Source organism: Streptomyces sp. CA-111067 (assembly GCF_050956065.1).
GTDB lineage: Bacteria > Actinomycetota > Actinomycetes > Streptomycetales > Streptomycetaceae > Actinacidiphila.
On record NZ_CP192103.1, the window covers coordinates 4556686 to 4581064 of the forward strand.

At 71.4% G+C, this 24379-nt stretch carries 22 protein-coding genes and 1 pseudogene; 14 read left to right on the plus strand and 9 right to left on the minus strand.

Features of this window, described 5'->3' with window-relative positions:
- Positions 1–78: 78 nt before the first annotated feature.
- From ACQPW6_RS19850 to ACQPW6_RS19860, 3 genes are all read left to right on the plus strand, one after another.
- Complete coding sequence (locus tag ACQPW6_RS19850) at positions 79–582, plus strand: SigE family RNA polymerase sigma factor (RefSeq protein ID WP_433890986.1); 504 nt, start codon at positions 79–81, stop codon at positions 580–582.
- Entirely contained in the window at positions 575–1339 is a 765-nt protein-coding gene (locus tag ACQPW6_RS19855; protein ID WP_433890987.1) for a hypothetical protein, read from the plus strand. The genes ACQPW6_RS19850 and ACQPW6_RS19855 overlap by 8 nt, the downstream gene beginning before the upstream one ends.
- Before the next feature lie 70 nt (positions 1340–1409).
- On the plus strand, positions 1410–2219 hold the full coding sequence (locus ACQPW6_RS19860) for a hypothetical protein (protein WP_433890988.1): 810 nt from the start codon (positions 1410–1412) through the stop codon (positions 2217–2219).
- 41 nt (positions 2220–2260) lie between these two features.
- Here the strand turns inward: ACQPW6_RS19860 and metG are convergent, their stop codons facing one another.
- On the minus strand, positions 2261–4006 hold the full coding sequence (gene metG, locus ACQPW6_RS19865) for a methionine--tRNA ligase (protein ID WP_433890989.1): 1746 nt from the start codon (positions 4004–4006) through the stop codon (positions 2261–2263).
- A gap of 237 nt (positions 4007–4243) precedes the next feature.
- Between metG and ACQPW6_RS19870 the strand changes: the two genes are divergently transcribed.
- Entirely contained in the window at positions 4244–4486 is a 243-nt protein-coding gene (locus ACQPW6_RS19870; protein ID WP_433890990.1) for a DUF397 domain-containing protein, read from the plus strand.
- Between the two features lie 21 nt (positions 4487–4507).
- Here ACQPW6_RS19870 and ACQPW6_RS19875 read toward each other — a convergent pair whose 3' ends face one another.
- The gene (locus tag ACQPW6_RS19875) at positions 4508–4975 is read right to left on the minus strand and encodes an ATP-binding protein (protein ID WP_433890991.1); all 468 of its coding nucleotides are present in this window, start codon (positions 4973–4975) and stop codon (positions 4508–4510) included.
- A 193-nt stretch (positions 4976–5168) separates the two neighbouring features.
- Here ACQPW6_RS19875 and ACQPW6_RS19880 point away from each other — a divergent pair, with 193 nt between their 5' ends.
- The 5 genes from ACQPW6_RS19880 to ACQPW6_RS19900 all read left to right on the plus strand — a co-directional run bounded on the left by ACQPW6_RS19880 (position 5169) and on the right by ACQPW6_RS19900 (position 11737).
- Entirely contained in the window at positions 5169–6035 is an 867-nt protein-coding gene (locus ACQPW6_RS19880; RefSeq protein ID WP_433890992.1) for a helix-turn-helix domain-containing protein, read from the plus strand.
- A 29-nt stretch (positions 6036–6064) separates the two neighbouring features.
- A complete protein-coding gene (locus tag ACQPW6_RS19885) occupies positions 6065–7522 on the plus strand; it encodes an aldehyde dehydrogenase family protein (protein WP_433890994.1) in 1458 nt (485 codons plus the stop codon).
- 218 nt (positions 7523–7740) lie between these two features.
- Positions 7741–8151: an STAS domain-containing protein gene (locus ACQPW6_RS19890; protein ID WP_433890996.1), complete on the plus strand. Its 411-nt coding sequence runs from the start codon at positions 7741–7743 to the stop codon at positions 8149–8151.
- Between the two features lie 250 nt (positions 8152–8401).
- Positions 8402–9895, plus strand: a complete 1494-nt coding sequence (locus ACQPW6_RS19895) for an LCP family protein (protein ID WP_433890997.1) — start codon at positions 8402–8404, stop codon at positions 9893–9895.
- Positions 9896–10024: 129 nt separating this feature from the next.
- Positions 10025–11737 (plus strand): hypothetical protein, encoded by a 1713-nt coding sequence (locus ACQPW6_RS19900; RefSeq protein WP_433890998.1) that lies wholly within the window; start codon positions 10025–10027, stop codon positions 11735–11737.
- Positions 11738–11816: 79 nt separating this feature from the next.
- On the opposite strand, the pseudogene ACQPW6_RS19905 reads toward ACQPW6_RS19900, so the two are convergent.
- A pseudogene (locus ACQPW6_RS19905) lies at positions 11817–13502 on the minus strand (TerD family protein); the annotation flags it as partial.
- A gap of 391 nt (positions 13503–13893) precedes the next feature.
- Between ACQPW6_RS19905 and ACQPW6_RS19910 the strand changes: the two are divergent.
- The 3 genes from ACQPW6_RS19910 to ACQPW6_RS19920 all read left to right on the plus strand — a co-directional run bounded on the left by ACQPW6_RS19910 (position 13894) and on the right by ACQPW6_RS19920 (position 18067).
- Complete coding sequence (locus ACQPW6_RS19910) at positions 13894–15585, plus strand: hypothetical protein (RefSeq protein WP_433890999.1); 1692 nt, start codon at positions 13894–13896, stop codon at positions 15583–15585.
- 146 nt (positions 15586–15731) lie between these two features.
- A complete protein-coding gene (locus ACQPW6_RS19915; RefSeq protein ID WP_433891000.1) occupies positions 15732–17444 on the plus strand; it encodes a hypothetical protein in 1713 nt (570 codons plus the stop codon).
- A 26-nt stretch (positions 17445–17470) separates the two neighbouring features.
- Positions 17471–18067, plus strand: a complete 597-nt coding sequence (locus ACQPW6_RS19920; protein ID WP_433891001.1) for a GNAT family N-acetyltransferase — start codon at positions 17471–17473, stop codon at positions 18065–18067.
- Between the two features lie 29 nt (positions 18068–18096).
- On the opposite strand, the gene ACQPW6_RS19925 is transcribed toward ACQPW6_RS19920, so the two are convergent.
- The 3 genes from ACQPW6_RS19925 to ACQPW6_RS19935 form a co-directional block, all read right to left on the minus strand.
- Positions 18097–18465, minus strand: coding sequence for a hypothetical protein (locus tag ACQPW6_RS19925; protein ID WP_433891002.1), 369 nt, complete (start codon positions 18463–18465; stop codon positions 18097–18099).
- Between the two features lie 79 nt (positions 18466–18544).
- Entirely contained in the window at positions 18545–18967 is a 423-nt protein-coding gene (locus tag ACQPW6_RS19930) for an RbsD/FucU family protein (RefSeq protein ID WP_433891003.1), read from the minus strand.
- Between the two features lie 198 nt (positions 18968–19165).
- The gene (locus tag ACQPW6_RS19935; protein WP_433894596.1) at positions 19166–20005 is read right to left on the minus strand and encodes a chitosanase; all 840 of its coding nucleotides are present in this window, start codon (positions 20003–20005) and stop codon (positions 19166–19168) included.
- A 266-nt stretch (positions 20006–20271) separates the two neighbouring features.
- Between ACQPW6_RS19935 and ACQPW6_RS19940 the strand changes: the two genes are divergently transcribed.
- Positions 20272–20502, plus strand: a complete 231-nt coding sequence (locus tag ACQPW6_RS19940; protein WP_433891004.1) for a DUF2277 domain-containing protein — start codon at positions 20272–20274, stop codon at positions 20500–20502.
- Between the two features lie 25 nt (positions 20503–20527).
- Positions 20528–20959 (plus strand): PPOX class F420-dependent oxidoreductase, encoded by a 432-nt coding sequence (locus tag ACQPW6_RS19945; RefSeq protein WP_433894597.1) that lies wholly within the window; start codon positions 20528–20530, stop codon positions 20957–20959.
- 27 nt (positions 20960–20986) lie between these two features.
- On the opposite strand, the gene ACQPW6_RS19950 is transcribed toward ACQPW6_RS19945, so the two are convergent.
- The 3 genes from ACQPW6_RS19950 to ACQPW6_RS19960 form a co-directional block, all read right to left on the minus strand.
- Complete coding sequence (locus ACQPW6_RS19950) at positions 20987–22729, minus strand: sensor histidine kinase (protein WP_433891005.1); 1743 nt, start codon at positions 22727–22729, stop codon at positions 20987–20989.
- Between the two features lies 1 nt (position 22730).
- Entirely contained in the window at positions 22731–23471 is a 741-nt protein-coding gene (locus ACQPW6_RS19955; RefSeq protein WP_433891006.1) for a response regulator transcription factor, read from the minus strand.
- Between the two features lie 65 nt (positions 23472–23536).
- Complete coding sequence (locus tag ACQPW6_RS19960; RefSeq protein ID WP_433891007.1) at positions 23537–24310, minus strand: hypothetical protein; 774 nt, start codon at positions 24308–24310, stop codon at positions 23537–23539.
- Positions 24311–24379 lie beyond the last annotated feature (69 nt).

A 24379-nucleotide genomic window follows, 5' to 3' on the forward strand; every position in this document is an offset into this window, starting at 1 on the left:
TGCCGGGAGGCAACCTCCGCCAGGAGGCAACCGGGGGGCCGGGTCACCCGGTTAACGGGGGTGTGGAAGGGAAACACGTTGGGCGACGGCGGGTTCGAGCAGTTCGTGGCGGCGCGCGGGCAGCGACTGCTGCGCGTCGCCTGGCTGCTCACCGGCGACGCGCACCTCGCGGAGGACCTGCTCCAGACCGTCCTCGCCCGGGTCTGGCCCAAGTGGCAGCGGCTGGCGGACGAGAGCCCGGAAGCGTACGTGCGCAAAGCCCTCGTGCACACCTACGCCTCCTGGTGGCGGCGCCGCTGGCGCGGCGAGGTGCCGCACGCCGAACTGCCGGACCGGGCCGCGCCGTCGGACCCGTTCGCCGGCGTCGACCTGGAGCAGACCCTCGCCTCGGCGATCCGCGCACTGCCCGTACGGCAGCGGGCCGTGGTCGTGCTGCGCTACTTCGAGGACCTGAGCGTGGCCGAGACCGCCGAGGTGCTCGGCTGCTCGGAGGGCACCGTCAAGAGCCAGGCGTCCAAGGCGCTGCACTCGCTGCGCGGCCGGCTGCCGGCGACGGCGGAGGAGGTGGACGTCTGTGAGTGAGCCGACGCCTCAGGAACGCGAGCTGCGGGTGCTGCTGGAGCGGGTGGTGCCGCAACTGCCCAGGCCCGCGCAGCGGTTGGAACGGATCAAGGCCCGCGCCCGGGTCCGCAGGCGGCGCCGGCAGGCGGGGCTGGCCGCGACCGCGGTCGCGGCCGTCGCGCTGGCCGGGCTGACGCTGCCCGGCACCGTACGGTCCCAGGAGTCGGCCGGGGCGCCGGCCGGCACCTCGGCCGCGCTCATCGCGCCGACCACCCGCGCGTCCGCCACCGGGACCGAGCCGCCCACCCACCCGCCGACCCGGGCGTCGACCACCGACTCGCGCTACGACGAGGCCGCCTTCCCGGACGCCGGCGGGGTGACGCTCGCGCTGCCCCCGGGCTGGTACCGGGCGGCCACGACCGGCACCGGGTATGTGGCCACCCAGCCGCTCGCGCCCGCCAAGTGCCTGGTCAAGAAGATCCCTTACTGCTCGCCGCTGGCGGCCCCGCTGCGGCCCGGCGGGGTGCTGGTGCTGCTCGTGGCGGAGCACAACGCGGTGCTCGCCAGGAAGGCCGGCTTCGACCGCTCGGCCCGGGCGGTCGACACGCCCAAGTCCTGCCGGGTCGTCGGCGGCAGCAGCGAGCTGGAGGTGCTGCTCGCCGACGCGAGCCGACCCAAGAGCGACGTGGTGGTCACCGCGTCGATATGCATGGCGCCACCCACCGGCCGGCGGAAGGACGAGGCCCGCGAGCTCGTGCTCGGCGCCAAGTTCACCTGACGCCCGCGGCCCACCGCGGCCGCCCGTAGTCCCCCCACCGATCAACGCCCCGCTCCGAAAGGCCCGTTCCATGCTCTCGACCCGCCGCTCCGCCGCCACGGCGACCCTGGCGGCCCTCGCCGCGGCCTCCCTGCTCGCCGTCGCAGGCTGCTCCGGTTCCGGTGCGGGCGTCCGGCGGTCGCACGTGTCGGAGGAGGGCCCGCTGAGCACCGTCGTCAACGGCAAGGCGGGCCGCTCCGCGCCGGTCCCGGCGAACGCCGCGCCGGCGACCACCCCGGCCCCGGCCGGGCTGCCCGGCGTCGGCCCGAAGACCGCCGCAGAGGTGCCGGCCGACGCGACCCAGGCCGTCCTGGTCACCGGCGCGGGCCCGGACGCGAACACGTCCAGCGTCACCCTCTACGTCCGCACCGACGCGGACGCGAGCTGGACGGCGGCCGGCCCCGCCTGGCCGGCCCACAACGCGCTGCGCGGCTGGACCGCACAGCACCACACCGGTGATCTGCGGTCCCCGGTCGGGGTGTTCGACCTCACCGACGCGGGCGGCCGGCTGCCGGACCCGGGCACCAGGCTCAGCTACGACCACGCGCCGATCGGCTTCACCGTGCACGGCACCGGCTTCCACGGCGAGTCGCTCAGGGGCGCGTTCGACTACGTGATCGCCATCAACTACAACCGCAAGCCCGGCACTTCACCGCGCGACTGGACCCGCCCGCTGGGCGAGTCCCGCGGCGGCGGCATCTGGCTGCACGTGGACCACGGCGGCCCCACCCAGGGCTGCGTGTCGCTGCCGCCCGCGGTGATGAAGACGCTGCTGCGCACCCTGACCCCGGCCCACCACCCGGTGGTGGTGATGGGAGACGCCAAGTCGCTGGCACAGTAAGCGCGTCGGGCCGGGCGGACCGGGCCGCCCGGCCGGTCCCGCTACGCCGCCGAGTCCGCGTCCGGGTCGCCGCCGAACCGCTCGACGTATCCCGCGAGATCGTCCTCGGTGATCTTGGTGAAGAGCACCGGGGGCACCGTGAACGGGGTGCCCGCGGGCACGCTGGACAGCGTCAGCGCCTCGGACCGGGTCACCCAGTCCGCGTCGTCGCCGGGCAGTGTGAACGCGGCCCGCATCGCGGCGGCGGAGGACGGGATGAACGGCGCGGAGACCACCGCGTAGAGCCGGATCAGGTTCATCGCGATCCGCAGGGTGAGCGCGGCGCCCTCGGGGTCGGTCTTGATCTCCATCCAGGGCGCCTTCTCCTCCAGGTAGGAGTTGCCCGCGCTCCACAGCGCGCGCAGCGACTGCGCGGCCTTGCGGAACTGGAGGGTTTCCATGTGGCCCTCGTATTCGGCCAGCAGGCCGGCGATCTGCACGCCGAGCCGCTCCTCGGCCGGTCCGGCCGCGGCGCCGGCCGGCACCTCGTCACCGAAGCGCTTGCGCGAGAACGACAGCACCCGGTTGACGAAATTGCCGAGAGTGTCGGCGAGATCCTTGTTCACCGAAGCCGCGAACAACTCCCAGGTGAACGAAGTGTCATCGGATTCCGGCGCATTGGCGATCAGGAAGTAGCGCCAGTAGTCGGCGGGCAGCAGTTCGAGTGCGGCGTCGGTGAAGACGCCGCGGCGCTGCGAGGTGGAGAACTTGCCGCCGTAGTAGTTGAGCCAGTTGAACGCCTTGACGAAGTCGACCTTCTTCCACGGTTCCCTGGTGCCCAGTTGGGTCGCCGGGAACATCACGGTGTGGAAGGGCACGTTGTCCTTGGCCATGAACTGGGTGTAGCGGACCGGGTCTTGAGGGCCGTCCGCCTCGTACCACCACGACTTCCAGTCCCGCACTTCACCGTCCGGCGCCGAGTCCGCCCACTCCTTGGTGGAACCGATGTACTCGATCGGCGCGTCGAACCAGACGTAGAACACCTTTCCTTCGGCGGCCAACTCAGGCCAGGTGTCCGCGGGGACGGGAACCCCCCAGTCGAGGTCGCGGGTGATCGCCCGGTCCTGAAGTCCCTCGGTGAGCCATTTACGGGCGATCGAGGAAGCCAGGGTGGGCCAGTCGTCGCCATTGGCGTCGATCCACTCCTCGACCTCGCCGGCCAGCTTCGACTGGAGGAGGAAGAGGTGCTTGGTCTCGCGGACCTCCAGCGCGCTGCTGCCGCTGATGGCCGAGCGCGGGTCGATCAGGTCGGTCGGGTCGAGCACCCGGGTGCAGTTCTCGCACTGGTCGCCGCGGGCCTTGTCGTAGCCGCAGTGCGGGCAGGTGCCGACGATGTAGCGGTCCGGCAGGAAGCGCTCGTCGGCCAGCGAGTAGACCTGGCGGATGGCCCGCTCCTCGATGAAGCCGTTGGCCTGGAGGGTCCGCGCGAAGTGCTGGGTGATGTCCCGGTTCTGCGCCGAGGAGCTGCGGCCGAAGTGGTCGAAGGACAGCGCGAAGCCGTCGTAGATCGCCTTCTGCGCGTCGTGCGCCTGCGCGCAGAAGACGTCGACCGGCAGCCCGGCCTCCTTCGCGGCGAGTTCCGCGGGGGTGCCGTGCTCGTCGGTGGCGCAGATGTACAGGACGTCGTGCCCGCGGCTGCGCAGATACCTGGCGTGCACGTCGGCCGGGAGCATGGACCCCACCATGTTGCCCAGGTGCTTGATCCCGTTGATATAGGGGAGGGCAGAGGTGATGAGGTGACGAGCCATTGCAGGCTGCTCCCAATTCGTTGCGTGGAGTGAGGAATTCAGCTTCCGACCGTCAATCGTATCTGACGGTACGGGGGTAACCGCGACCGCATTTCACATTACGGGCGATGACGGTCACGGGTCGGGCCTGAAGATCACGCGCCGTGACTGCACGTGCACATGCACGTGCACATGCACGTGCTCTCGACACGAGTTATCATCACTGGTACCAGACAATGGCACCTATTGGGAGTGGCTATGCGCCGGACGCACAACGGAATGGCCGCAGAAGACCTTACGGGCGTGGTCTGGCAGAAGAGCAGGCACAGCAATGCCAATGGCACCTGTGTGGAGTTCGCGGCGCTGCCGGACGGCGACGTCGCGGTGCGCAATTCACGCTTTCCGGACGGCCCGGCGCTCATATACACCAGGGCCGAGATCGAATCGATGATCATCGGGGTCAAGGCGGGCGAGTTCGATCACCTGGCGGGGCAGCCGTAAGGCGGCCCCGTGCCCGATGCGTCAGCAGGGCCCGCCGGGCGCCAGAAAAAGCGCCCAGACCACCTTTCCGGCTCCGCTCAGCGGTGCCCAGCCCCACTTCTCACTGAACGACTCGACCAGATGCAGCCCGCGGCCGGTCTCGGCCACGAAGTCCGCCTCCTTGGTGACCGGTGCCACGCCGCTGGGGTCGCGCACCGCGCAGACCACGCGTGAGGTCCAGCGCACCAGGCTGAGCCGTACCGGCGCGCCGGGGGTGCCGGCCGGTACCGCGTAGCGCAGGGCGTTGGTGACCAGTTCGGACGAGACCAGTTCCATGGAATCGCGCAGCGCGCCCAGTTCCCAGCGCTGAAGGGTGCTCCGGGTGAAGCGGCGCGCCTCGCGCACCGACTCGAGGACGGCGGGCAGCTCACAGGTGGCGCCGTTACCGGCGGCGAGTCGCTCGGGCGCGAGCACGCCTTGCCATAACGGCTCCAACACGGGTGCCGCCATCTCTGACCTCATACGTGCCCCCGGAGTATCTGCACGCCCACCATGCTCATGGATCAGCACCCTGCTGTGCAAGGGCGTCTGCACGTGCATCTGCAAGGAATTTATGCACGTGACGATGGAGAGTGACCGTACGGGTACTGCCCGGAGTCCATTAGTGGCAGACTGCTGACGAACCAAGGGCGGAGCGTGACTTATGAGCGCAGGGCAGCCGGGAGGCGGGTCCATCGTGCGACGAATGCTGCTCGGGGCGCAGCTGCGGCGGCTGCGTGAGTCCAGGGGCATCAGCAGGGAGGACGCGGGCTACTCGATCCGCGCGTCCGAATCGAAGATCAGCCGCATGGAGCTGGGCAGGGTCAGCTTCAAGGAGCGCGATGTGGCCGACCTGCTGTCGCTCTACAACGTGACCGAGGAAGGCGAGCGACAGGCGATGCTGGGCCTGGTCAGGGAGGCCAACGCGGCCGGCTGGTGGCACGGTTACGGCGAGGTGATGCCGACCTGGTTCCAGACCTACGTGGGCCTGGAGGAGTCGGCGGCGCTGATCCGCACCTTCGAGGTGCAGTTCGTGCACGGCCTGCTGCAGACGGAGGACTACATCAGGTCGGTGATCCGGCTTGGTCACCCCGACGGAGCAGACGCCTGGGTGGAGAGACGAGTCGGTCTACGCCTGGAGCGGCAGAAGCTGCTCGTCTCCGAGCGGGCACCGCACTTCGTGGCGGTGATGGACGAGGGAGCGCTGCGTCGGCCGTTCGGCGGATCCAAGGTGATGCGCGATCAGGTCCGGCACATACTCGACGCGGCCGCCGCGCCCAACGTCGACGTCCGGGTGCTGCCGTTCAGCACCGGCGGCCACGCGGCCGGCGGCGGCGCGTTCACGCTGCTGAGCTTCCCGGAGTCCGATCTGCCCGATCTGGTGTATCTCGAACAGCTCACCGGCGCCCTCTACATCGACAAGCACGACGAGATGGTCGAGTACAGCCGGGCGATGAACGGCCTTGAACGGGCAGCCCTTACGCCGACCGAATCCCTTGACTGGTTGAATTCATTTCAGCGCGAGCTGTGAATCGAGTTCACCCTGACGAAAGGGATGATGTGTCCTACTTTTCCGACCTGGCGCAGCAGTACATAGCCGGAAGTTGGAGTTCCGGTTCCGGTTCGTGGGACATAGTCGATTTCAATCCGTACAACGGTGACAAACTGGCCTCCATAGCGGTGGCCACCACCGACGAGGTCGACCAGGCGTACCGGTCCGCGGAGCGGGTGCAGCGCGAGTGGGCCGGGACGAACCCGTACGCCCGCAGGCTGGTGTTCGAACGGGCGCTGCGGATCATCGAGGAGCGCGAGGCCGACATCACCGCGGCGATCATCGCGGAGCTCGGCGGCACGTACCTGAAGGCCGCCTTCGAGATCGGCCTCACCAAGGACATGCTGCGCGAGGCGATGCAGATCGCGCTGCGCCCCGAGGGGCGCATCCTGCCCTCGCCGGTCGACGGCAAGGAGAACCGCGTCTACCGGGTGCCGGTCGGCGTGGTCGGGGTGATCAGCCCGTTCAACTTCCCGCTGTTCCTGGGCATGAAGTCCATCGCGCCGGCGCTCGCGCTGGGCAACGGCGTGGTGCTCAAGCCGCACCAGAACACCCCGATCGTCGGCGGCACCCTGATCGCGAAGATCTTCGAGGACGCCGGCCTGCCGCCCGGCCTGTTCAACGTGGTGATCACCGACATCGCCGAGATAGAGGACGCCTTCCTCGAGCACCCGGTGCCCAAGGTGATCTCCTTCACCGGCTCCGACTACATCGGCCGCCATGTCGCCACCGTCGCCGCCTCGCACTTCAAGCGGACGGTGCTGGAGCTCGGCGGCAACAGCGCGCTGGTCGTGCTGGAGGACGCCGACATCGACTACGCCGTGGACGCCGCGGTCTTCAGCCGGTTCGCGCACCAGGGCCAGGTCTGCATGGCCGCCAACCGGGTGCTGGTCGACCGGTCGGTGGAGCAGGAGTTCACCGAGAAGTTCGTCGCCAAGGTGGCCTCGCTGCGGGTCGGCGACCCGGCCGACCCCGACACCCAGCTCGGCCCGCTGATCAACGCCACCCAGGCCGACCACCTGAGCACCGCGGTCAACGAGGCGATCGAGCAGGGCGCCACCGCGCTGCTGCACGGCGAGCTCGACGGCACCCTGATGTCCCCCTCGGTGCTCACCGGGCTCGCACCGGACGCGTCGATCCTGCACCGCGAACTCTTCGGCCCGGTGGTGCTGCTGGTGCCCTTCGACGGGGAGGACGAGGCGGTGCGGATCGCCAACGACACCCCGTTCGGGCTGAGCGGCGCGGTGCACACCGCCGACACCGAGCGCGGCGTGCGCTTCGCCCGGCGGGTCGCCACCGGCATGATGCACGTCAACGACGGCACCATCGCCGACGAGCCGATCGTGCCGTTCGGCGGCGAGAAGGCGTCCGGCGTCGGCCGGCTGAACGGGGAGGCGACGGTGGACGCGTTCACCACCGTGCAGTGGATCTCGATCCAGCACGGCAGGAGCGGGTTCCCGTTCTGACGGCGACTGCTCTGGCGGCGAGTGCTCTGACGGCCACGGCCTCGGCGGCGGCTGCCCCGTTCTGACGGGGCCGGCCGCTCTGCCGGGGCCGCCCGTGCCGGTACCCGCCGTATCGTCCCCGGATGCGATCTTCATCCCTCCGGGTGAACATCGACCCCTTATGCCCTTGGCGGCCTCCCGAACCGCCACAGGGCGCCGCTACGTTTACCGCAGGTCACGTGAGGGGGACGAGGGTGCACCAGGGGGAACCGCCGGAGCCGGTGGGGCGGTCCGGCGACGCACCGCCGCCGCCGACTCCGTACGCCCGTACGTACCGGTCCGGTGAGGCCGTGGTGGTCGAGCTGCGCGGCGAGCTGGACCTGGGCACGGCGCAGCACGTCCACCAGCACCTGGACGCGGTGACGCTGTGGCGTTCGCCACGCCGGGTGGTGGTCGATCTCGGGCCGCTGGAGTTCATCGACTGCTACGGGCTGTCGCTGCTGGTACGCACCCGGCGCCGGGTGCTCGACGGCGGCGGCTCGTTCCGGCTGGCCTGCGACCACCGGCCGACCCGCAAGCTGCTGTCCATGACGGGTCTTGACGGGGTGTTCCATCCGGTCAGGACGCTGCCGGAGGCGCTGGCCGAGTAGCCGGACCGGGGCCGGGCGGTAAGCCGGCCGCCCCGGTGCGGAGCGCAATGCGGCAATTCCGCTATTACCGCCGAACCCTCACCCATCCCGCATTTATGGTCACCGAATTCCGGACCACGTACAGTGGCTGGCCGGGCAACCGCCCGAGCCTGTAACAGATGTGACCCACGTCATAGAACGGCCGGGTCACTGATGGTAAACGTGGGGCCTCGCCGACGTGCGCGCGAGCCACCGGACCGAAGGTGTGGGAATGGGCGTTCGTGGGCGCAAGCCTGAGAAACGCAGTCGCAAGCGGTGGATCATCGCGATAGCGGTGTCGTTCGTCGTGCTGCTCGTGGGCGGCGCCGGGGCGATCTACCTCAAGCTCAACGCCAACATCGCCACCTTCGACTCCGCCGGGCTGAGCAAGAACCGCCCGTCGGCGGCAGCCGCCGACGCCAACGGGGACAAGGCCGAGAACGTCCTGCTGATCGGCTCCGACACCCGCGCCGGTGAGAACGGGGCGCTCGGCGGCTCCGCCTCCGGCCCGGTCGGCCGCTCGGACACCACGATCCTGCTGCACGTCTACCCCGACCACAAACACGCGGTCGGCGTCTCGATACCGCGTGACTCGCTGGTGGACATACCGCCCTGCCTGCTGCCGAACGGCAAGTGGTCGCCGGACCAGCCGAACGCCCAGTTCAACTCGGCGTTCTCGATGGGCGACACGGCCAAGGGCAACCCGGCCTGCACACAGAACACCGTGGAGAAGCTCTCCGGGCTGCGGGTGGACCACACCATGGTGGTGGACTTCGCCGGCTTCGCCTCCATGACCTCCGCCGTGCACGGCGTGAGCGTCTGCGTGCCCAACGACATCTACCAGGGGGACATGAACCCCAACCTGGGCTACAAGGGCAAGATCGTCCTCCACAAGGGCACGCAGAGCCTGCAGGGGCAGCAGGCGCTGGACTACGTACGGGTACGGCACGGGGTCGGTGACAACTCCGACGTCGGACGGATGCTGCGCCAGCAGGCGTTCCTGTCCGCGCTGATCAGCAAGGTCAAGGGCGAGGGCATGAACCCGACGACGCTGCTGCCGCTGGCCAATGCCGCCACCAAGTCGCTGACCGTCGACTCCGGGCTGGGCAGCGCCAAGAAGCTGCTGTCGTTCGGGCTGTCGCTGAAGAACATCGACCTGAAGAACATCCAGTTCATCACCGCGCCGTGGAAGTACGCCGGAGCCCGGATCGACCTGGTGCACCCCGACGTCGACAACCTCTTCGCCGAACTGCGCGCCGACCGCACGCTGGAAGGCGTGAACGCGTCCGGCAAGACCACCACGGCCACGCCGAAGCCGACGGCGCCGCCGGCGATCGACGGCAAGGGGATCATGGTGTCGGTCTACAACGGCACCGTCACCGACGGCCTGGCCGGCAAGGGCGCGGACAAGCTCAAGGCCGCGGGCTTCGAGGTGATGAACGTGACCACCGCGCAGTCCCAGGACCACGACACGACGAGGATCGAGTACGGCACGGCCCCCGACGCGAAGACCCAGGCCGAAACGGTGGCCAGGCTCTTCCCCGGCGCGCAGCTCGTCCAGCTCGACACGACAGGCGTGAACGTCGTCCTGGGCAAGGACTTCGCCGCGAACCCGACGGCCACGGCCGCCCCGACCCCGGCCACCCCGAAGCCCCTCCCCTCGACGCTCACCCAGCAGGCGAGGAGCGCGGACGCGGACCCGTGCTCCAAGCTCTCCTACGGCTGAGCCCCTTTCCCGCCCGCGGGGCGCCCCTGGCCGGGGGTGGGTGCTGGGGGGCCCGCGGCGGCGGCTATGCTCCGGCTTTCCAGCCCCTCGCGTTCCGCGACGGCTGTTGAGACCTGTGGGGGGTCACCGATGCGCGATACGCGCACCCGGCGGCGTGCGATTTTCCGCACGTCCGTCTTCGTCACCACCGCCGCGATCGGTGCGGCACTCGCACCCGCGGCCGTCGCCGACGCGAACTCCGCCTCGGCGCCGGAACAGGTGACGAGCATCACCACCAACGCCGACGGCACGATCTCCGTCGGCCTGCGGGGCGACACGACACCGGACTGGGTCCAGATCACCGTCAGGGCCTCGGGCGCGCCCGACTCCGCGGCCCTGTACAGCACCAAGGACGTCACCGAGACGCCGTCCGCCGGCGCCGTCACCGCGACCACCGACGCCCTCGTCACACTCCCGTCCGGCACCGCCTACGGCGACTACCCGGTCGACGTCGACTTCCAGCTGCCCGGCGGCGACGTCCAGCACTACGCCGCGGGCCTGACCGACGACGCCAACTGGCTCAAATACCTCAAGCACGCCTCGGTCGGCGGCCTGATGTACGACCGCGAGAACACCGACTGGTGGCACCGCACCGCGGCGCTGAGCGGCCACGTCAACGTGCTCGACCCGGCGACCGGCCGCACCGGCCCGGCCCCGGCCGGCACCAAGGTCAAGCTCAACTGGTCCGAGCAGCAGACCCCGGCGGCGAACGTCCCCGAGACCGCCGTCGCCCAGACCGACGACAACGGCGACTTCCGCTACTCCACGGACGTCGACGGCGCGGTGACCGGCGGCGCGGCCTTCGTCACCGCCGCGGGCCCGGACACGATGCCCGGGAACCCGGGCAAGAGCCCGGACCTGCCGATCGTCGTCTCCAGCTACCGGCTCACGGCCGCGCCCAACCCGCCCTCGGTGCACCGCGGCACGGTCTTCCGCATCCAGGGCAAGGTGGAGTTCCAGACCACCGGCGGCGACTGGAAGCCGTTCCCGGCCGGTGCGCTGGTCTACACCGCGACGCACGAGCCGGACTACACCACCGGCCGGCAGAACGGCATGATCGCCGCGGGCGCCACCAACGACTCCGGCGCGTACTCGTACCCGATCACCGGCTACAACACGACGGTGCTGCACAGCTACCTGTACCCGTCGCCGTACCTGGTGCCGGCGGGCGCGGTCAGCACGGTGTACGTGCCGACGGCCGGTTCGATCACGCTGCCGAAGTTCACGATCGACGAGTTCGCGACGGTGAAGACCACCGGGCGGCTGAACGGCGACTGCGCCGACCAGACGCTGGACTTCCAGTACTCGGCGAACGGCACGACCGGCTGGCGGACGATCGCCAAGACGGTCACGGGCGCGGCCACGAACGGCTACTGCTCGTACTTCATCGCGGCGGACGGCGGCTGGGACGGCTGGTACCGGGTCTACCACCCCGAGACGCAAGCGATGCTGACCGTCCAGACCCAGACCCCGCGGCTGCGCCGCACCCGCACCCAGATGTCGATCGCGGTCTCCTCGACCCGCCCGGCCAACCACGCCAAGTTCACGGTCAGCGGCGTGGTGATCCAGCTCGGCGCGAACGGCTGGGTGCACGAGAACAAGGCGCACGTGGTGCTCCTCTTCCGCCCGAAGGGCGACACCCAGTGGTACTGGGTGGTGAAGGGCTACACGAACACCGCGGGCCGCTACACGTTCAACCTGAACACCGGCGACTTCACCGACGGCACGTGGGCGGCGTACCTGGACACGGACGCCACGCACTTCTACAGCGAGACCCCGCAGATCCCGGTGGACATCCGCTAGCCCCACCGGACTGACCCGTTGTCCCAACAGGGGGGCGCCGCACCGGAGTTGCTCCGGCGCAGGCGCCCCCTTTCGCCGTCTACCGGGTGCCGCGGTTCAGCGCGGTGACGACGGTGGCGTGGAAACGGTCCACGGCCTCGTCCACGCTGCGGATGAAGCCGGTTTCGGCGCTGCCGCGGGTGCTGCCCATCGTCTTGAGCAGCGACAGCCGGAAACCGGTGATGGCGGCGCCGTCCCGGGGGAGCAGGTCGGCCGGTTCGGGCCGCAGGCGCTCCAGGGTGCCGCGGGGGCCGTTGCCCGGTCCGTCGGTGAGGGTCTCCACGTGCACGTCGGCCGGGGCGTCCGCGAGTTGGCGCACCAGCCGCTTGGCCCAGGTGAGCGGCTGCCCCTGCTCGGGCGCCGGGATCTCGATCGAGGTACGCAGCCGCCCGGTACGAAGGTCGGCGTGCAGCGCTTTGTCGCGTGCGCGGCTCCGCGTGCGGGCGCTCCCGGCTTCACTAGGGGGGCGGGGCTGTGTCCGATGTGCGGCTCCGCCGCGTGGGCGTTCCCGGCTTCACCAGGGGCGCGGGGAACTGCGCGACAAGCCACCGATGGCCGGGGGCCGGCAAACTACCGCAAGTGGCTTGGCAGTCGGCCCGCCCGCAGGGCGCGCTGTGGCTGAGCGCGCAGTTCCCCGCGCCCCTGACGGGGCGAGTTCCGGCCCGATCGAGCCCCCGGCCGACGGGGGCGTCGGCGCCCGGTATCGGCAGCACCCTCTGGCCAGCGCGCGCCGAGCGGCGATGTCGAGGTAGTCCTGCACCTGGACGGCGCGGAGCGGGTTGCCGTTGGTCTTCGTCTCGACCAGCGCCGTCCACAGCTTGCCGGCCCGCTCGACCCGGATCAGGCCGTCCGGGCGGCGCGGGCTGTCGCCGTGCGGCAGCGAGACCTCGGTGAACGTCTCCATCCGGCCGGCCGGGGCGCCGAACGCGGCCGTCAACCGCCGCCCGAACTCCGGGACCTGGGTCATCACGGCGAGCAGCACGGAGGTCGCCCGCATCTCGCGCTCGCGGTCGCTCTTGAGGGTGCCGACCGGGAACAGCCGGGCCTGGTGCCAACTGTCGTTCTCCGCGAGGGACTTCTTGGCGACGACGGGGAGGGTGATCTTCTTTCTGGCGGTACGGGGGCGGCGCGCCGGGGCGGGCGGCTGCGGGGCCGTTGCCGTTTGCTGTTGCTGCTCCTGCGCCGGGGGAGGCGGCGGGACCAGCGACTTGACGGGTTCGGGCGCCGGGGCCGGTTCCAGCGGTTCGGCGGCCGCCTCCGCCACCTGCTCGTCGTCGTCATCGACGTCGATGCCGAAGTCGGTGGCCAGCCCGGCGAGACCGGATTCGTAACCCTGCCCGACGGCCCGGAACTTCCAGCCGCCGTCCCGCCGGTAGAGCTCGCCGAAGATCATCGCGCGGATCTCGCCGGCGTCCTCGACGGCGAACCGCAGCAGGTCCTCGCCGGCCCGGTCGGCCAGCACCAGGCACAGGTCGTCCAGGTCCCCGAACCCGGCGCCCCCGTACCGGCTGGCCGCCAGCACGATCCGCTGCACCTCGGGCGGCGTCGCCGCCAGGTCGAGGCTGATCCGGTCCTCGCTGCCGTCGCCCGTCGGCGTCTTCCCGAGCAATTGCACGGTGCCGTCCTCGGCGGCCGGGTGGTTGTAGAAGTAGAAGTCCGCGTCGCTCCGGACCTTCCCGTCCCCGTCGAGCAGCAACACGGACACATCCGCGTCCCCGTCCCCACTCGCGCCCGGCCGGGGCCCGAAGGTGCGGCTCCGGTTACCCCAGGGGCGCGGGGAACTGCGCTACCAGCCCTCCACCGGCCGGTGGTCCGGCAACGACCGGAAGTGGCTTGGCGGTCGGGCCGCCTGCGGGCGCGCTCTGGCTGAGCGCGCAGTTCCCCGCGCCCCTTCGGGGCGCTGACCGGGCCTGATCGCGTCCCGCGCGCTTCGCACCTTATCGCCGCCCGAGCACTGTTCACCCCGCCTTCCCACCATTTGCCGGTCCGCCGTCCGCAGCTGCCGCCGCCCGTCGCGATGCGCCCCTGTCGGGGCGGCCCTCCGGAGAGCCGGTAAGCTCCGGCGTCCGGCACTTCGCCTTCTGCGAGGGGCCGTTGAGACCTGTGGGGGGTCCTTGATGCGCATTGCGCGCACCTGGCGGCGTGCGGGGTTCCGTGCGGGCGTCTTCGTCATGGCCGGTGCGATCGGGGCGGCGGTGGCTCCGGCCGCGTTCGGCGACGGGCGGCCGCCGGAGACGGTGTTCAGTGTGGCGACCAAGGCTGACGGGACCGTGGCCGTGCGGATGAACGGGCAGGTCGCGCCCGACTGGCTGCAGATCAACGTCCGGGCCACGGACGCGGCGGACGCGGCCACGCTCTACAGCACCCGGGACGTCACCAACGGCATCATCGGCGGCAGCGACTACGCGACCACCAGCGCCCGCGTCGTGCTGCCGGCCGGCACCCCGTACGGCAGCTATCCGATCGACGTGGACTTCCAGTTGCCGGGCGGTGACGTCCAGCACTGGTCCGCCGCCGGACACGCCGCCGGCAACTGGCTCGACTACCGCAAGCACGCCTCCGTCACCAGCGCCACGTTCGACCGCGCCAGCACCGACTGGGACCACCGGACCGCCACCCTGACCGGGCACGTCGAAGTGCTCGACCCGGTCACCGGGGCGAAGTCCCCAGCCCCGGCGGGCACTTCGGTGGACGTCCGCTATCAGGTGGGGTGGGCGTCGCAGTGGACGGGCACATCGGGCGAGGACGTCACCACGGACGCCGACGGCGACTTCAGCTACACCTCCGCGCCCGGAGGCGATGTCCTCGGCTACGTCCAGGCGCTCGCCTCCGCCGACATCACCCCCGGCGACTGGGCAGAGGTCAGGCTGCCCGTCGTCGTCTCGCAGTACCGGATCACGGCGGTGCCGCGACCGGCCGTCCTCTACCGGGGCGACAGGTTCGCCGCCGAGGGCAAGGTGGAGCGGCTCACGGCCGACGGCTGGAAGCCGTTCGCCGGGGCGGCCGTGGACGTCGCGACCCGCATGCCCGACTACGACCAGGGCTACCCCGAGTCGGTGATCACCAGCGGCGCCGCCAAGGCCGACGGCACCTACTCGTTCCCGATCACGGCGAAGCAGACGACCACGCTCTACACGTACGTCTACCCGTCGCCGTACCTGTCCCCCGTGGTCGCGACGAGCACGGTCTCCACGACGGCGGGGTCGATCACGCTGCCGAAGTTCACGATCGACCAGGACGCCACCGTCAAGACCACCGGGCGGCTGAACGGCGACTGCGCCCACCAGACGCTGGACTTCCAGTTCTCGCCCAACGGCACCACGGGCTGGCGGACGATCGCGCACACCGTCACCGGCGCGGCCACCGGCGGCTACTGCTCGTACTACATCGCCGCCAACGGCGGTTGGGACGGCTGGTACCGGGTCCGGCACGCGGCGACCAGCCAGATGGTCACCGTGCAGACTCAGACGCCCCGGCTGCGCCGCACCCGCACGCAGATGTCGATCGCGGTCTCCTCGACCCACCCGGCCTACGGCACCACCTACACGATCAGCGGCGTGGTCATCCAACTGACCGGCGCCGGCTGGGTGCATGAGAACAAGGCGCACGTGCAGCTGTACTTCCGCGCAAAGGGCGACACCTTGTGGGGCGGGGCCGTCGGGCTCGACGCCTACACCGACGCCGCCGGCCGCTACTCCTTCCGAATGGAGGCCGGCAGATACGGCTCCGGCTCCTGGACGGCGGCACTGCTGCCCGACTCCACACACTTCTCCACCGGGGCGGGTTACGTCACGGTGAACGACGCCTGACCGGGAACCTGACCCGCCGGCCGTTCGGGAAGCTTTGCCCTTTCTAGACCGGCGGGGCCATTTAGGTGGCGGGGACACGGGTTAGGCTCCGGCGTCCGGCACTTCGCGTTCTGCGAGGGGCCGTTGAGACCTGTGGGGGGTCCTTGATGCGCATTGCGCGCACCTGGCGGCGGGCCGCGGCCCGTACCGCTGTCTTCGTCATCGCCGGCGCGCTCGGGGCGGGGGTCGCTCCGAACGCGTTCGCCGGCGGGCCGCCACCGGCATCGGTGTTCAGCGTGATCACCAATGCCGACGGAACGGTGTCGGTGTATCTGGACCATGACGTCACACCGGACTGGCTGAAGGTCACCGTCAGGAGTTCGACCGCGGCGGACGCCGCCGTCCTCTACAGCACCGAGGACGTCTCGCTGAGCCACCCCGTGCCCGACCTGGCCGAGGAGACCACCGACGCGATGGTCAGGCTCCCGGCCGGCACCGGCTACGGCTACTACCCGGTGGACGTGGACTTCCAAGTGTCCGGCGGCACCGTTCAGCACTGGACGTCCGGCCTCGACCCCCTGCACCAGAACATGCTCGACTACCGCAGGCACGTTGCCATCAGCGACGTCTCGTTCGACCGCGCCAGCACGGACTATGACCACCCCACGGCCGTGTTGAGCGGGCATGCCGACCTGGTCGATCCGGCGACCGGTGAACGGGGTCCGCTCCCGTCGAGCATCCCCCTGTCGGCGAACTACGAGGTTTCCGGACCGGGCAGCAGCGAGTCGAGGTCAGCCGCTCTCTCGACGGATGCCAAGGGCGACTTCCGCGGTTCCCTGGTGCCCGGCGGGGAGGTGTTCCTGGGAACGGTCTACACGCCCACGACCGCCGACACCGACGTCCCCGCCAACGCTCCGTCGATCCACATCCCCGACCTGCCCGCCGTCGTCACCCAGTACCGCGTCTCGGCGGCGCCGACCCCCGGCGTCGTGCACAAGGGCGGCACGTTCACCGTGCACGGCTCGGTGCAGCGGCTGGTCGGCAGCACCTGGGAGCCGTTCGCCGGGGTGCCGGTCTACACCGCTTCGCGCGGGCCGAACTGGTCGCGGGGGACGGCGGATCACCTCCTCGCTTCGATGCCCACGAACGCGGACGGCACGTTCTCCTACCAGATCACCGGCAACGCGACGACGACGCTCAGCACGTTCCTGTATCCGTCGGCCTACCTCTCGACCACCTCCGTGGAGAGCACGATCTACGTGCCGACGCCGGGCAGCATCACGCTTCCCAAGTTCACCATCGACCAGGACGCGACCGTGAAGACCACCGGGCGGCTGAACGGGAACTGCGCGGGTCAGCCGCTCTACCTCCAGTATTCGGCCGACGGCAGGACCGGCTGGCGGAACATCGGCGAGAGCACCGCCCCGGCCGCGACGAACGGCTACTGCTCGTACTACCTCTTCGCGAACGGCGGTTGGGACGGCTGGTACCGCGTCTACCACCCGGAGACCAAGGAGATGCTCGCCGTTCAGACCCAGACGCCCCGGCTGCGCCGCACCCGTACGCAGATGTCGCTCAAGGTGTCCACCACCCGCCCGGCGCACGGCAGCAAGGTCACGTTCAGCGGTGTGGTCATCCAGCTCGGCTCCACCGGCTGGGTGCACGAGAACAAGGCACATGTGGTGCTGCGTCACGCGTACCAGTCCGGCAACTACTCGGACTGGTGGCCGACGGTCAGCGGTTACACCGATGCGGCCGGCCGCTTCTCGTTCACCCTGGACGTCGGCAAGTACGGACACGCCTTCTGGTCCGCTGCCCTGGAACCGGACTCCACGCACTACGTCAGCGCCAGCCCGGTGATCGGGGTCCAGGCGTACTGAGGACGGCCGGCTGGTTGGATGGGGGGATGGACGTCGTGCTGGTGGTCGAAGCGGGTCCGGGCGAGCCGGAGTTGGAGCTGCGGGCCTGGCGGGACGCGGACGCCGCCGCGCTCGCCGCGGAGCATCGTGATCCGGAGATGCGGCTGCGGCTGGCCCGGTGGGTGGACGGCGAGGACGACGCCCGGAGTTGGCTGGCGGATCAGGCCAAGGGGTGGGCCACCGGGGAGCGGTTCGCGTTCGCCGTGGTCGAACGAGGGGACGGCGGGCGGCTGATCGGGCACGTCGCCGTCAAGCGGGCAGAGAGGGCGGGGGCGGCGGAGATCGGGTACTGGACCGGTGCCGCGGCCCGCGGGCGGGGGATCGCGCCGCGGGTGGTGCGGACGGTCACGGACTGGGTGTTCGCGCCGGGATTCCCGTGGCCGGTCAGCCACATCGAGCTGATGCACGCCGTGGCCAACCCCGCTTCCTGCCGGGTCGCGACCAAGTGCGGCTACGAACTGCGGTCGGAACTGGCCCCGTTCCCGCCGATGTTCCCGCACCGGGGGCACCTGCACGTCAGAAACGCGCCCGAGGCAAACGCCCCCGACGCAACCCCATCCGAGGCAACCCCACCCGGCGCCTAGGGCCGCGGACCCCACCTCAGAGGTCCCCCTCAGAGGTCGGCGATCTCCTCCGCGTAGATCCGGCTCAACGGCTGCGGCCCCACGTACTGCTGGCACGTACAAGACCCCGGCGCGTAGCTGGTGGGCTTGCGGTCCGCGTCCCACCCGGTCGGCACCTCGACCGCCTCATGGCACCGGCCGCTCTTGTCGTGCTTGGCCAGGTGGTGGGTGCAGCCGCAGACCGGCTCGGGCGGCCGGTTCGCCGCCTCCAGCGCCTGCCGCTCCCGGCGTTCGTGCTTCAGCCGCTCCATCTTGCGCTTGTGCCGGGTCCGCAGCGCGTTGCGCCCGGCCTCGCGAACGGACGCGAAGCCGCCGAAGGCGAAGAAGAGGCCGACCAGCCACCACATCCACTGCTGCATTCGGCAACCCCCGTGTCGTGCAGTCCTTGACCCGTCAAGACCCGTCAAGAGTAGAACGCCCCGGGCCCCGGAGCACAGTTCAGTCCGCGCGCACACCGATCGTGAGCAGCAGATTGGCGTAAGTGCGCCGGTCGCCGGTGGCGATGACGAGCGCGGTGTCGGCGGTCCGGGCGGCGGCGTAGAAGGCGAACCGGTCCAGGGCGTCGAGGCCGGGCAGGGCCGGCAGCGCGGCGCGGAAGTCGGCGAAGATCGCGGGCTCGGGGTCCTCGGGCGGCGGCGACATCACGGTCGCGGACTCGATCGGCACGGCGTCGGTCAGCGCGTCCAGCACCTCCGTCACCAGCAGCCGGTCGGGGCTGAGGTTGAGGTAGACGCGTTCGGCGGCCGGGTTGGCGCCGGTGGTGTGCGGGTAGTGACCGTCACTGATGAGTACCCGGGAGCCGTGGCCGGCGGAGGCCAGCGCGGCGAGAATCGTCGGGTGGGTGAGCTGGTAGCGCAGCATGGCGGCGACTCCTGGGCATGGCGGACGAGAGATACGTCCGATCTCTGACGCGGACCGCCCCGAGCGTAGAGGGCCCGGCCGGACACCGCACGCGCGCCCCGCACGCGCCGGTACCTCCCGGCCGGGCCCCGCTGCCGTCCCGCTGCGGCAGCCCGACACCCGTCGTCCCGCCACGGCAGCCCGGAGCCGCCGTTCCCGCTACGGCAGCGTGAGGATCTGGTACGAGTCCCCGTACGTCTTCCACTTCAGCGGCGGGTCCAGGTTGAGGTTGCCCGCCTGGAGGAACACCCGCTGCTCGGTGTCCACCCGGCTGGTGTCGTCGTGCGCGTCCTCCGTCTTCATCGCGGCCTTGCGCGCGTCGAGGAACGCGTTCAGGTACGTCGTCTCGTTGCCGCCCTGCGCCGGCGTCTTGGCCTTCTTCATCGCCGTCTTGCGGATGCCGCCGAAGCTGACCGGGTCGTCGCCGGGGCCGTGCATGACGATGGCGTCGTAGTAGATGAACTGCCCGAGCGTGCCCAGGCCGTCGGACTTGGCCTGGTTGACCGACGGGTTGAAGTAGACGCTGTCCCGCTCGTCGTTCTGCGCGGTCTGGAAGACGGTGTCCTTCGCCGCGGTCTTCCACGCGCTGACGAAGGCCGAGCCGAGCCCGTCGTGCGAGTCGGAGCCGTTCACGTCCTCCAGCGCCGGCAGGTACTTGGCCAGCCCGTTGCCCGGCTTGAGGTCGGTGTAGTGCTGGACGAGCTCCAGCATGTCGCCGGTGCCCGAGCAGAAGCCGATGATGCCGGCGGTGTAGCCGCGGCCGTCGCCGATGTCCTCGATGTACTTGTACTGGGCCTTCCAGTCCAGCGAGGAGTTCTCCGCGCTGGAGACCAGCTCCATCGCGATCTCCTTCTTGTGCGGGTCGGCGAGGCCGGGCCCCGACGCCTTCGGCGCGACGGCGGTGACAGCGCCCTCCCCGTGCGTGACGGCGGCGCTGCCGGTGCCGGCCAGGGCGAGGCTGGTGCCGCCCGCGGCCAGGACGCCCGCGGCGGCGATCATGGCTATCCGGCGGCGGGAGCGGTGTGCGGCGTGGCCGGCCCGGCGAGGTGAGGAAGGAGTGGAGTGGGGGGAGGAAGGCAGCACGTGCGTCTCCGTTTCCGGCCGCGGACAGCGGCCAACTGCGGGGGCTGACGGTGCAGTTAGGAAAGGTTCCTAACCAATGCGGAGTATTGAAGCACTGTGACGGCCGCGAGCCAAGGGGCGGGCGTGAATCGGGATCGCGGCCGCGCATGACGTCGGAACGGTCCGCGCGCCACACTGGAGGCATGTGCCGAAGCATCAAGACCCTCCGCCCCCCGATGACCCCCGACGTCCACGACGAGGACATCACCGCGGCCGCCCTCCAGTACGTCAGGAAGATCTCCGGCTTCCGGGCGCCCGCCGCGCACAACCGCGAGGCGTTCGACGCCGCCGTGGCCGCCGTCGCCGCGGCCACCGCCGAACTGCTCGACCACCTCGAGGTGCGCGGCGCGGGGACGCGCGCCGCCGCCGGGTGAGTCCTACGCTGACCGTATGCATCACATGAACGACGCCGAGTGGCGCACCTTCGTATCGACCGGCACCCGCACCGGGAAGATCGCCGTCGAACGGGCCAACGGCCGCCCGCACGTCACGCCCGTCTGGTTCGTGCTCGACGACAGCGACCCGTCCGACGTCCGTGTGGTGTTCAACACCGGCGTCGACACGCTCAAGGGCAAGGCGCTGCGCCGCGACCCGCACTTCGCGCTCGCCGTGGACGACCAGCGGCCGCCGTACTCGTTCGTCCTGCTGGAGTGCACCGCGGAACTCATCGAGGACCCGGAGCCGCTGCGCACGTGGGCGACCAGGATCGCGCACCGCTACATGGGCCCCGAGCAGGCGGAGGCGTTCGGCGCGCGCAACGGGGTGCCCGGCGAGTACCTGGTCAGGGCCCGGATCGACAAGGTCACCGCGCAGGCCGACCTGGCCGGCTGAGGCCCGGGACGTTCTACAAGGTCCCGGTCACGGCTGCCGGGCCGACGGGATGCGGATGCGGAAGGTCGCGCCCTCGCCCGGTGCGGTGGTGAGGTCGACGTGGCCCCGGTGGGCGGTGATCAGCGCCGCCGCGATGGACAGGCCGAGGCCCGCGCCGCCGCCCGCCTGGCGGCTGCGGGAGGCGTCCACCCGGTAGAAGCGTTCGAAGACCCGGGCCGCCTGCGGGGCGGTGAGGCCGGGGCCCGCGTCGGACACCTCCAGGACGCCGTGGCCGTCCACCGTGCCGACGCCGATCCGCACCGGCGTGCCCGGCGGGGTGTGGGCGACCGCGTTGCCGACCAGGTTGGTGACCACCTGGCGCAGCCGCGACTCGTCGCCGAGGACGGGTGCCGGCCCCGGCGCGGTGCCGGGGCCGCCGGGACCGGTCAGCGAGACCGGGCGGGACGGGTCGAGGGCCGTCGTGTCGTGCAGCGCGTCCACCGCCAGCGAGCGCAGGTCCATCGGCGCCAGCTGGACGGGCCGCTGCTCGTCCATCCTGACCAGCGTCAGCAGGTCCTCGACCAGGCCGCCGAGCCGGACGGACTCGCTCTCGATCCGGGCCATCGTGCGCTTGACGTCGGCCTCGTCGGGCAGCGCGCCCATCCGGTACAGCTCGGCGAAGCCGCGGATCCCGGCGAGCGGGGTGCGCAGCTCGTGGCTGGCGTCGGCGACGAACCGGCGCATCTGCTCCTCGGACGCGGCGCGCGCGGCGAACGCCGACTCGATCTGCGCGAGCATGCTGTTCAGGGCGGTGGACAGCCGGCCCGCCTCGGTGCGCGGTGACGCCTCCGGCATCCGGTGCGACAGCGGCCGGCCGGCCGCGATCTGGACGGCGGTGGCCTCGATCTGCCGCAGCGGGCGCAGCCCGGCCCGTACCGCGAACCAGCCCGCGATGCCGAGCAGCGCGGTGACCACGCCGCCGATCAGCAGGAAGGCTGTGCTGAGGTGGTTCGTGGTGGAGGACACCTCGTCGAGCGAGGCGGCGACGACCACGCCGGCGGGCAGCGCGCTGCCGTCACGAGCACGGGCCGCCGGGGCCGGGCCGGACGCACCCGCCCCCGTCGAACCCGTCGTCCCCGTCGTCGCCGTCGAACCCGTCGTCCCGGCCGGTATCCGACCCGCGCCCCCGCGGTGGCCCGGCACGCCCCCCGTCCCCGTCGCGCTCACCGGCACGATCAGCACCCGCCACCGGCCGCCCCCGTGGTCCGCGGCGACGTCGAACGGCTTGTCCAGGTGCGCCCGCAGCGAGGCCGCGTCCATCGTCGGCCACAGCGGCTGCGGGTCGCCGGCGGCAACCGGCAGCCGGAACTGGTCCGATATCGTCCCGTCGGCCGCCGCGAACGCGACCACGAACTGGCTCGGCAGCCACGGCCTGCCGTCCCCGCCGGGCCGGACGAAGCGCGGCGCCGGCACCCCGTCGGTGCCCAGCCGCGCGGCCAGCGGCTCGCCGTACCGCTGGAGCTGCTGGTCCTCGCGCTGCACGAGCTGGCCGCGCACCGAGCCGAGTACGACGGTGTCGCTGACCGCGAGCCCGAGCAGCACCAGCACCAGCGCGAGCAGCACCAGCCGGGAGCGCAGCGACAGCGCGGACGGCCGCAGCGCGGCGAGCGAGGACCGGCCGGGCACGGAGAAGCGGCGTCCGGGAAGCCCGCGCACGCCGACGCCGGGCACGCCGAAGCCGCGCACGCCGACGCCGGGCACGCGGAAGCCGCGTACGCGGAAGGCGCGCACGTCAGCCCTGGCCCTGCGGGCGGCGCAGCACGTAACCAACCCCGCGCACCGTGTGGATCAGCTTCGCCGCCCCGTCCGCGCCGGAATCCACCTTGCGCCGTACATACGAGATGTACGACTCGACGATGCTGAGGTCGCCGCCGAAGTCGTACGCCCACACGTGGTCCAGGATCTGGAGCTTGGACACCACCCGGTCCGCGTTGGCCATCAGGTACGCGAGCAGCTTGAACTCGGTGGGGGACAGCGACACCGGCCGCCCGGCGCGCAGCACCTGGTGGCCGACCGGGTCGAGCTCCAGGTCGCCCGCGACCAGCCGGCCGTCGTCGGTGGGGCCGCCGCTGCGGCGCAGGATCGCCCGGATCCGGGCGATCAGCTCCTCCAGGCTGAACGGCTTGGTGACGTAGTCGTCGCCGCCCGCCGTCAGCCCGCTGATCTTGTCCTCGACGCCGTCCTTCGCGGTGAGGAAGAGCACCGGCAGCCGGTCGTCGGCGCCGCTGCCGTTGCGTGCGTAGGGCCCGGACTCCTCGCGCAGCCGCTTGACGACCGCGAAACCGGTCATGTCGGGCAGCATCACGTCCAGGACGACCAGGTCGGGGCGCTCGCGGGCGACGGCGGCCAGCGCGTCGGCGCCGGAGGCGGCGGACACGACCTTGAAGCCGACGAAGCGCAGGGACGCGGAGAGCAGTTCCCTGATGTTCGGTTCGTCGTCCACGACCAGCAGGCTGGCCTCGGGCATGTCCATGGGTCCTCCGCAATCCTCCTCAGCGTCGCCGCCGCACACTACGCCTCACCAGCGTAAACGCGGCATCAACCCTGGCTGCCGCCGGCCGTCGCACCGCCCGTGCCGCCCGCTGAACCGCCGCCGAAGCCCCCGAAGCCGCCGCCGAACCCGCCGGTGGGCAGCGCGCCCTCGGTGACGGTGCTCGCGGCGATGTCGCCGGAGGAGTTCGCGGTGCCGCGTACGGTCACGCTCTGGCCCGGCTTGAGGTCGCCGACCTTGCCGTCCTTGGACTCGCTGACCTTCGTGGTGCCCTTGGTGGTGACCTTGACGATGTCGCCCTGGGCGTCGGTGACGTAGATGGTGCTGCCGTCCACCAGCTTGATGGTGCCGGCGGTCACCCCGCTCGCCGTCCCGCCGCCGGCGCCACCGGACGCGGTGCCGGTGCCCGTTCCCGTACCGCCCGCGCCGCCGAACGTCCGGCCGCCGGTGCCCGCGGTGCTGCCGCCGGCCCGGCCCGCGACCGCCTGCTGGAAGGCGCGGGCGGCGCCGCCCGACGAGCCGTTCAGGTGGTTCTTCTCCACCAGCGCCCCGCCGGCGAACGCGCCCGCGGCCACCACGCACGCGGACAGCAGCAGCGTCAGCCACGGCAGTTTGCGCCGTGGCGGCGCGGCCAGCTCCGCGGAGATGTCCCGCGCGTCCGGCGGCGAGGCGAGGACGTCCTCGGGCCGCTCGGCGACCTCGCCGCCGAACCCGTGCCCGTCCTGCTGCTCCATGATCTCGATCCGGCCGGCCTCGGGGACGCGCGGCAGCAGGTCCGTGTCGGCGTCGGCCTTGACAAGCTCGGTGCGGCGTCGCGCCATGTCCGCTTCTCCCTTTTCCCTGTCTGTGCGTCGTCTGTCCGTGGGTGGCCGCCCCTGGTGGCGGGACGG

What these genes read in the sequence shown, in the direction of transcription:
- ACQPW6_RS19945 (WP_433894597.1), top strand. Translation starts at nt 20,528, where the DNA reads ATGAACGACGCCGAGTGGCGCACCTTCGTATCGACCGGCACCCGCACC.
- ACQPW6_RS19935 (WP_433894596.1), bottom strand. Translation starts at nt 20,005, where the DNA reads ATGATCGCCGCCGCGGGCGTCCTGGCCGCGGGCGGCACCAGCCTCGCC.
- ACQPW6_RS19930 (WP_433891003.1), bottom strand. Translation starts at nt 18,967, where the DNA reads ATGCTGCGCTACCAGCTCACCCACCCGACGATTCTCGCCGCGCTGGCC.
- ACQPW6_RS19910 (WP_433890999.1), top strand. Translation starts at nt 13,894, where the DNA reads ATGCGCATTGCGCGCACCTGGCGGCGTGCGGGGTTCCGTGCGGGCGTC.
- ACQPW6_RS19960 (WP_433891007.1), bottom strand. Translation starts at nt 24,310, where the DNA reads ATGGCGCGACGCCGCACCGAGCTTGTCAAGGCCGACGCCGACACGGAC.
- ACQPW6_RS19940 (WP_433891004.1), top strand. Translation starts at nt 20,272, where the DNA reads ATGTGCCGAAGCATCAAGACCCTCCGCCCCCCGATGACCCCCGACGTC.
- ACQPW6_RS19915 (WP_433891000.1), top strand. Translation starts at nt 15,732, where the DNA reads ATGCGCATTGCGCGCACCTGGCGGCGGGCCGCGGCCCGTACCGCTGTC.
- ACQPW6_RS19870 (WP_433890990.1), top strand. Translation starts at nt 4,244, where the DNA reads ATGCGCCGGACGCACAACGGAATGGCCGCAGAAGACCTTACGGGCGTG.
- ACQPW6_RS19860 (WP_433890988.1), top strand. Translation starts at nt 1,410, where the DNA reads ATGCTCTCGACCCGCCGCTCCGCCGCCACGGCGACCCTGGCGGCCCTC.
- ACQPW6_RS19925 (WP_433891002.1), bottom strand. Translation starts at nt 18,465, where the DNA reads ATGCAGCAGTGGATGTGGTGGCTGGTCGGCCTCTTCTTCGCCTTCGGC.
- ACQPW6_RS19920 (WP_433891001.1), top strand. Translation starts at nt 17,471, where the DNA reads ATGGACGTCGTGCTGGTGGTCGAAGCGGGTCCGGGCGAGCCGGAGTTG.
- ACQPW6_RS19900 (WP_433890998.1), top strand. Translation starts at nt 10,025, where the DNA reads ATGCGCGATACGCGCACCCGGCGGCGTGCGATTTTCCGCACGTCCGTC.
- ACQPW6_RS19880 (WP_433890992.1), top strand. Translation starts at nt 5,169, where the DNA reads ATGAGCGCAGGGCAGCCGGGAGGCGGGTCCATCGTGCGACGAATGCTG.
- ACQPW6_RS19875 (WP_433890991.1), bottom strand. Translation starts at nt 4,975, where the DNA reads ATGGCGGCACCCGTGTTGGAGCCGTTATGGCAAGGCGTGCTCGCGCCC.
- metG (WP_433890989.1), bottom strand. Translation starts at nt 4,006, where the DNA reads ATGGCTCGTCACCTCATCACCTCTGCCCTCCCCTATATCAACGGGATC.
- ACQPW6_RS19895 (WP_433890997.1), top strand. Translation starts at nt 8,402, where the DNA reads ATGGGCGTTCGTGGGCGCAAGCCTGAGAAACGCAGTCGCAAGCGGTGG.
- ACQPW6_RS19955 (WP_433891006.1), bottom strand. Translation starts at nt 23,471, where the DNA reads ATGGACATGCCCGAGGCCAGCCTGCTGGTCGTGGACGACGAACCGAAC.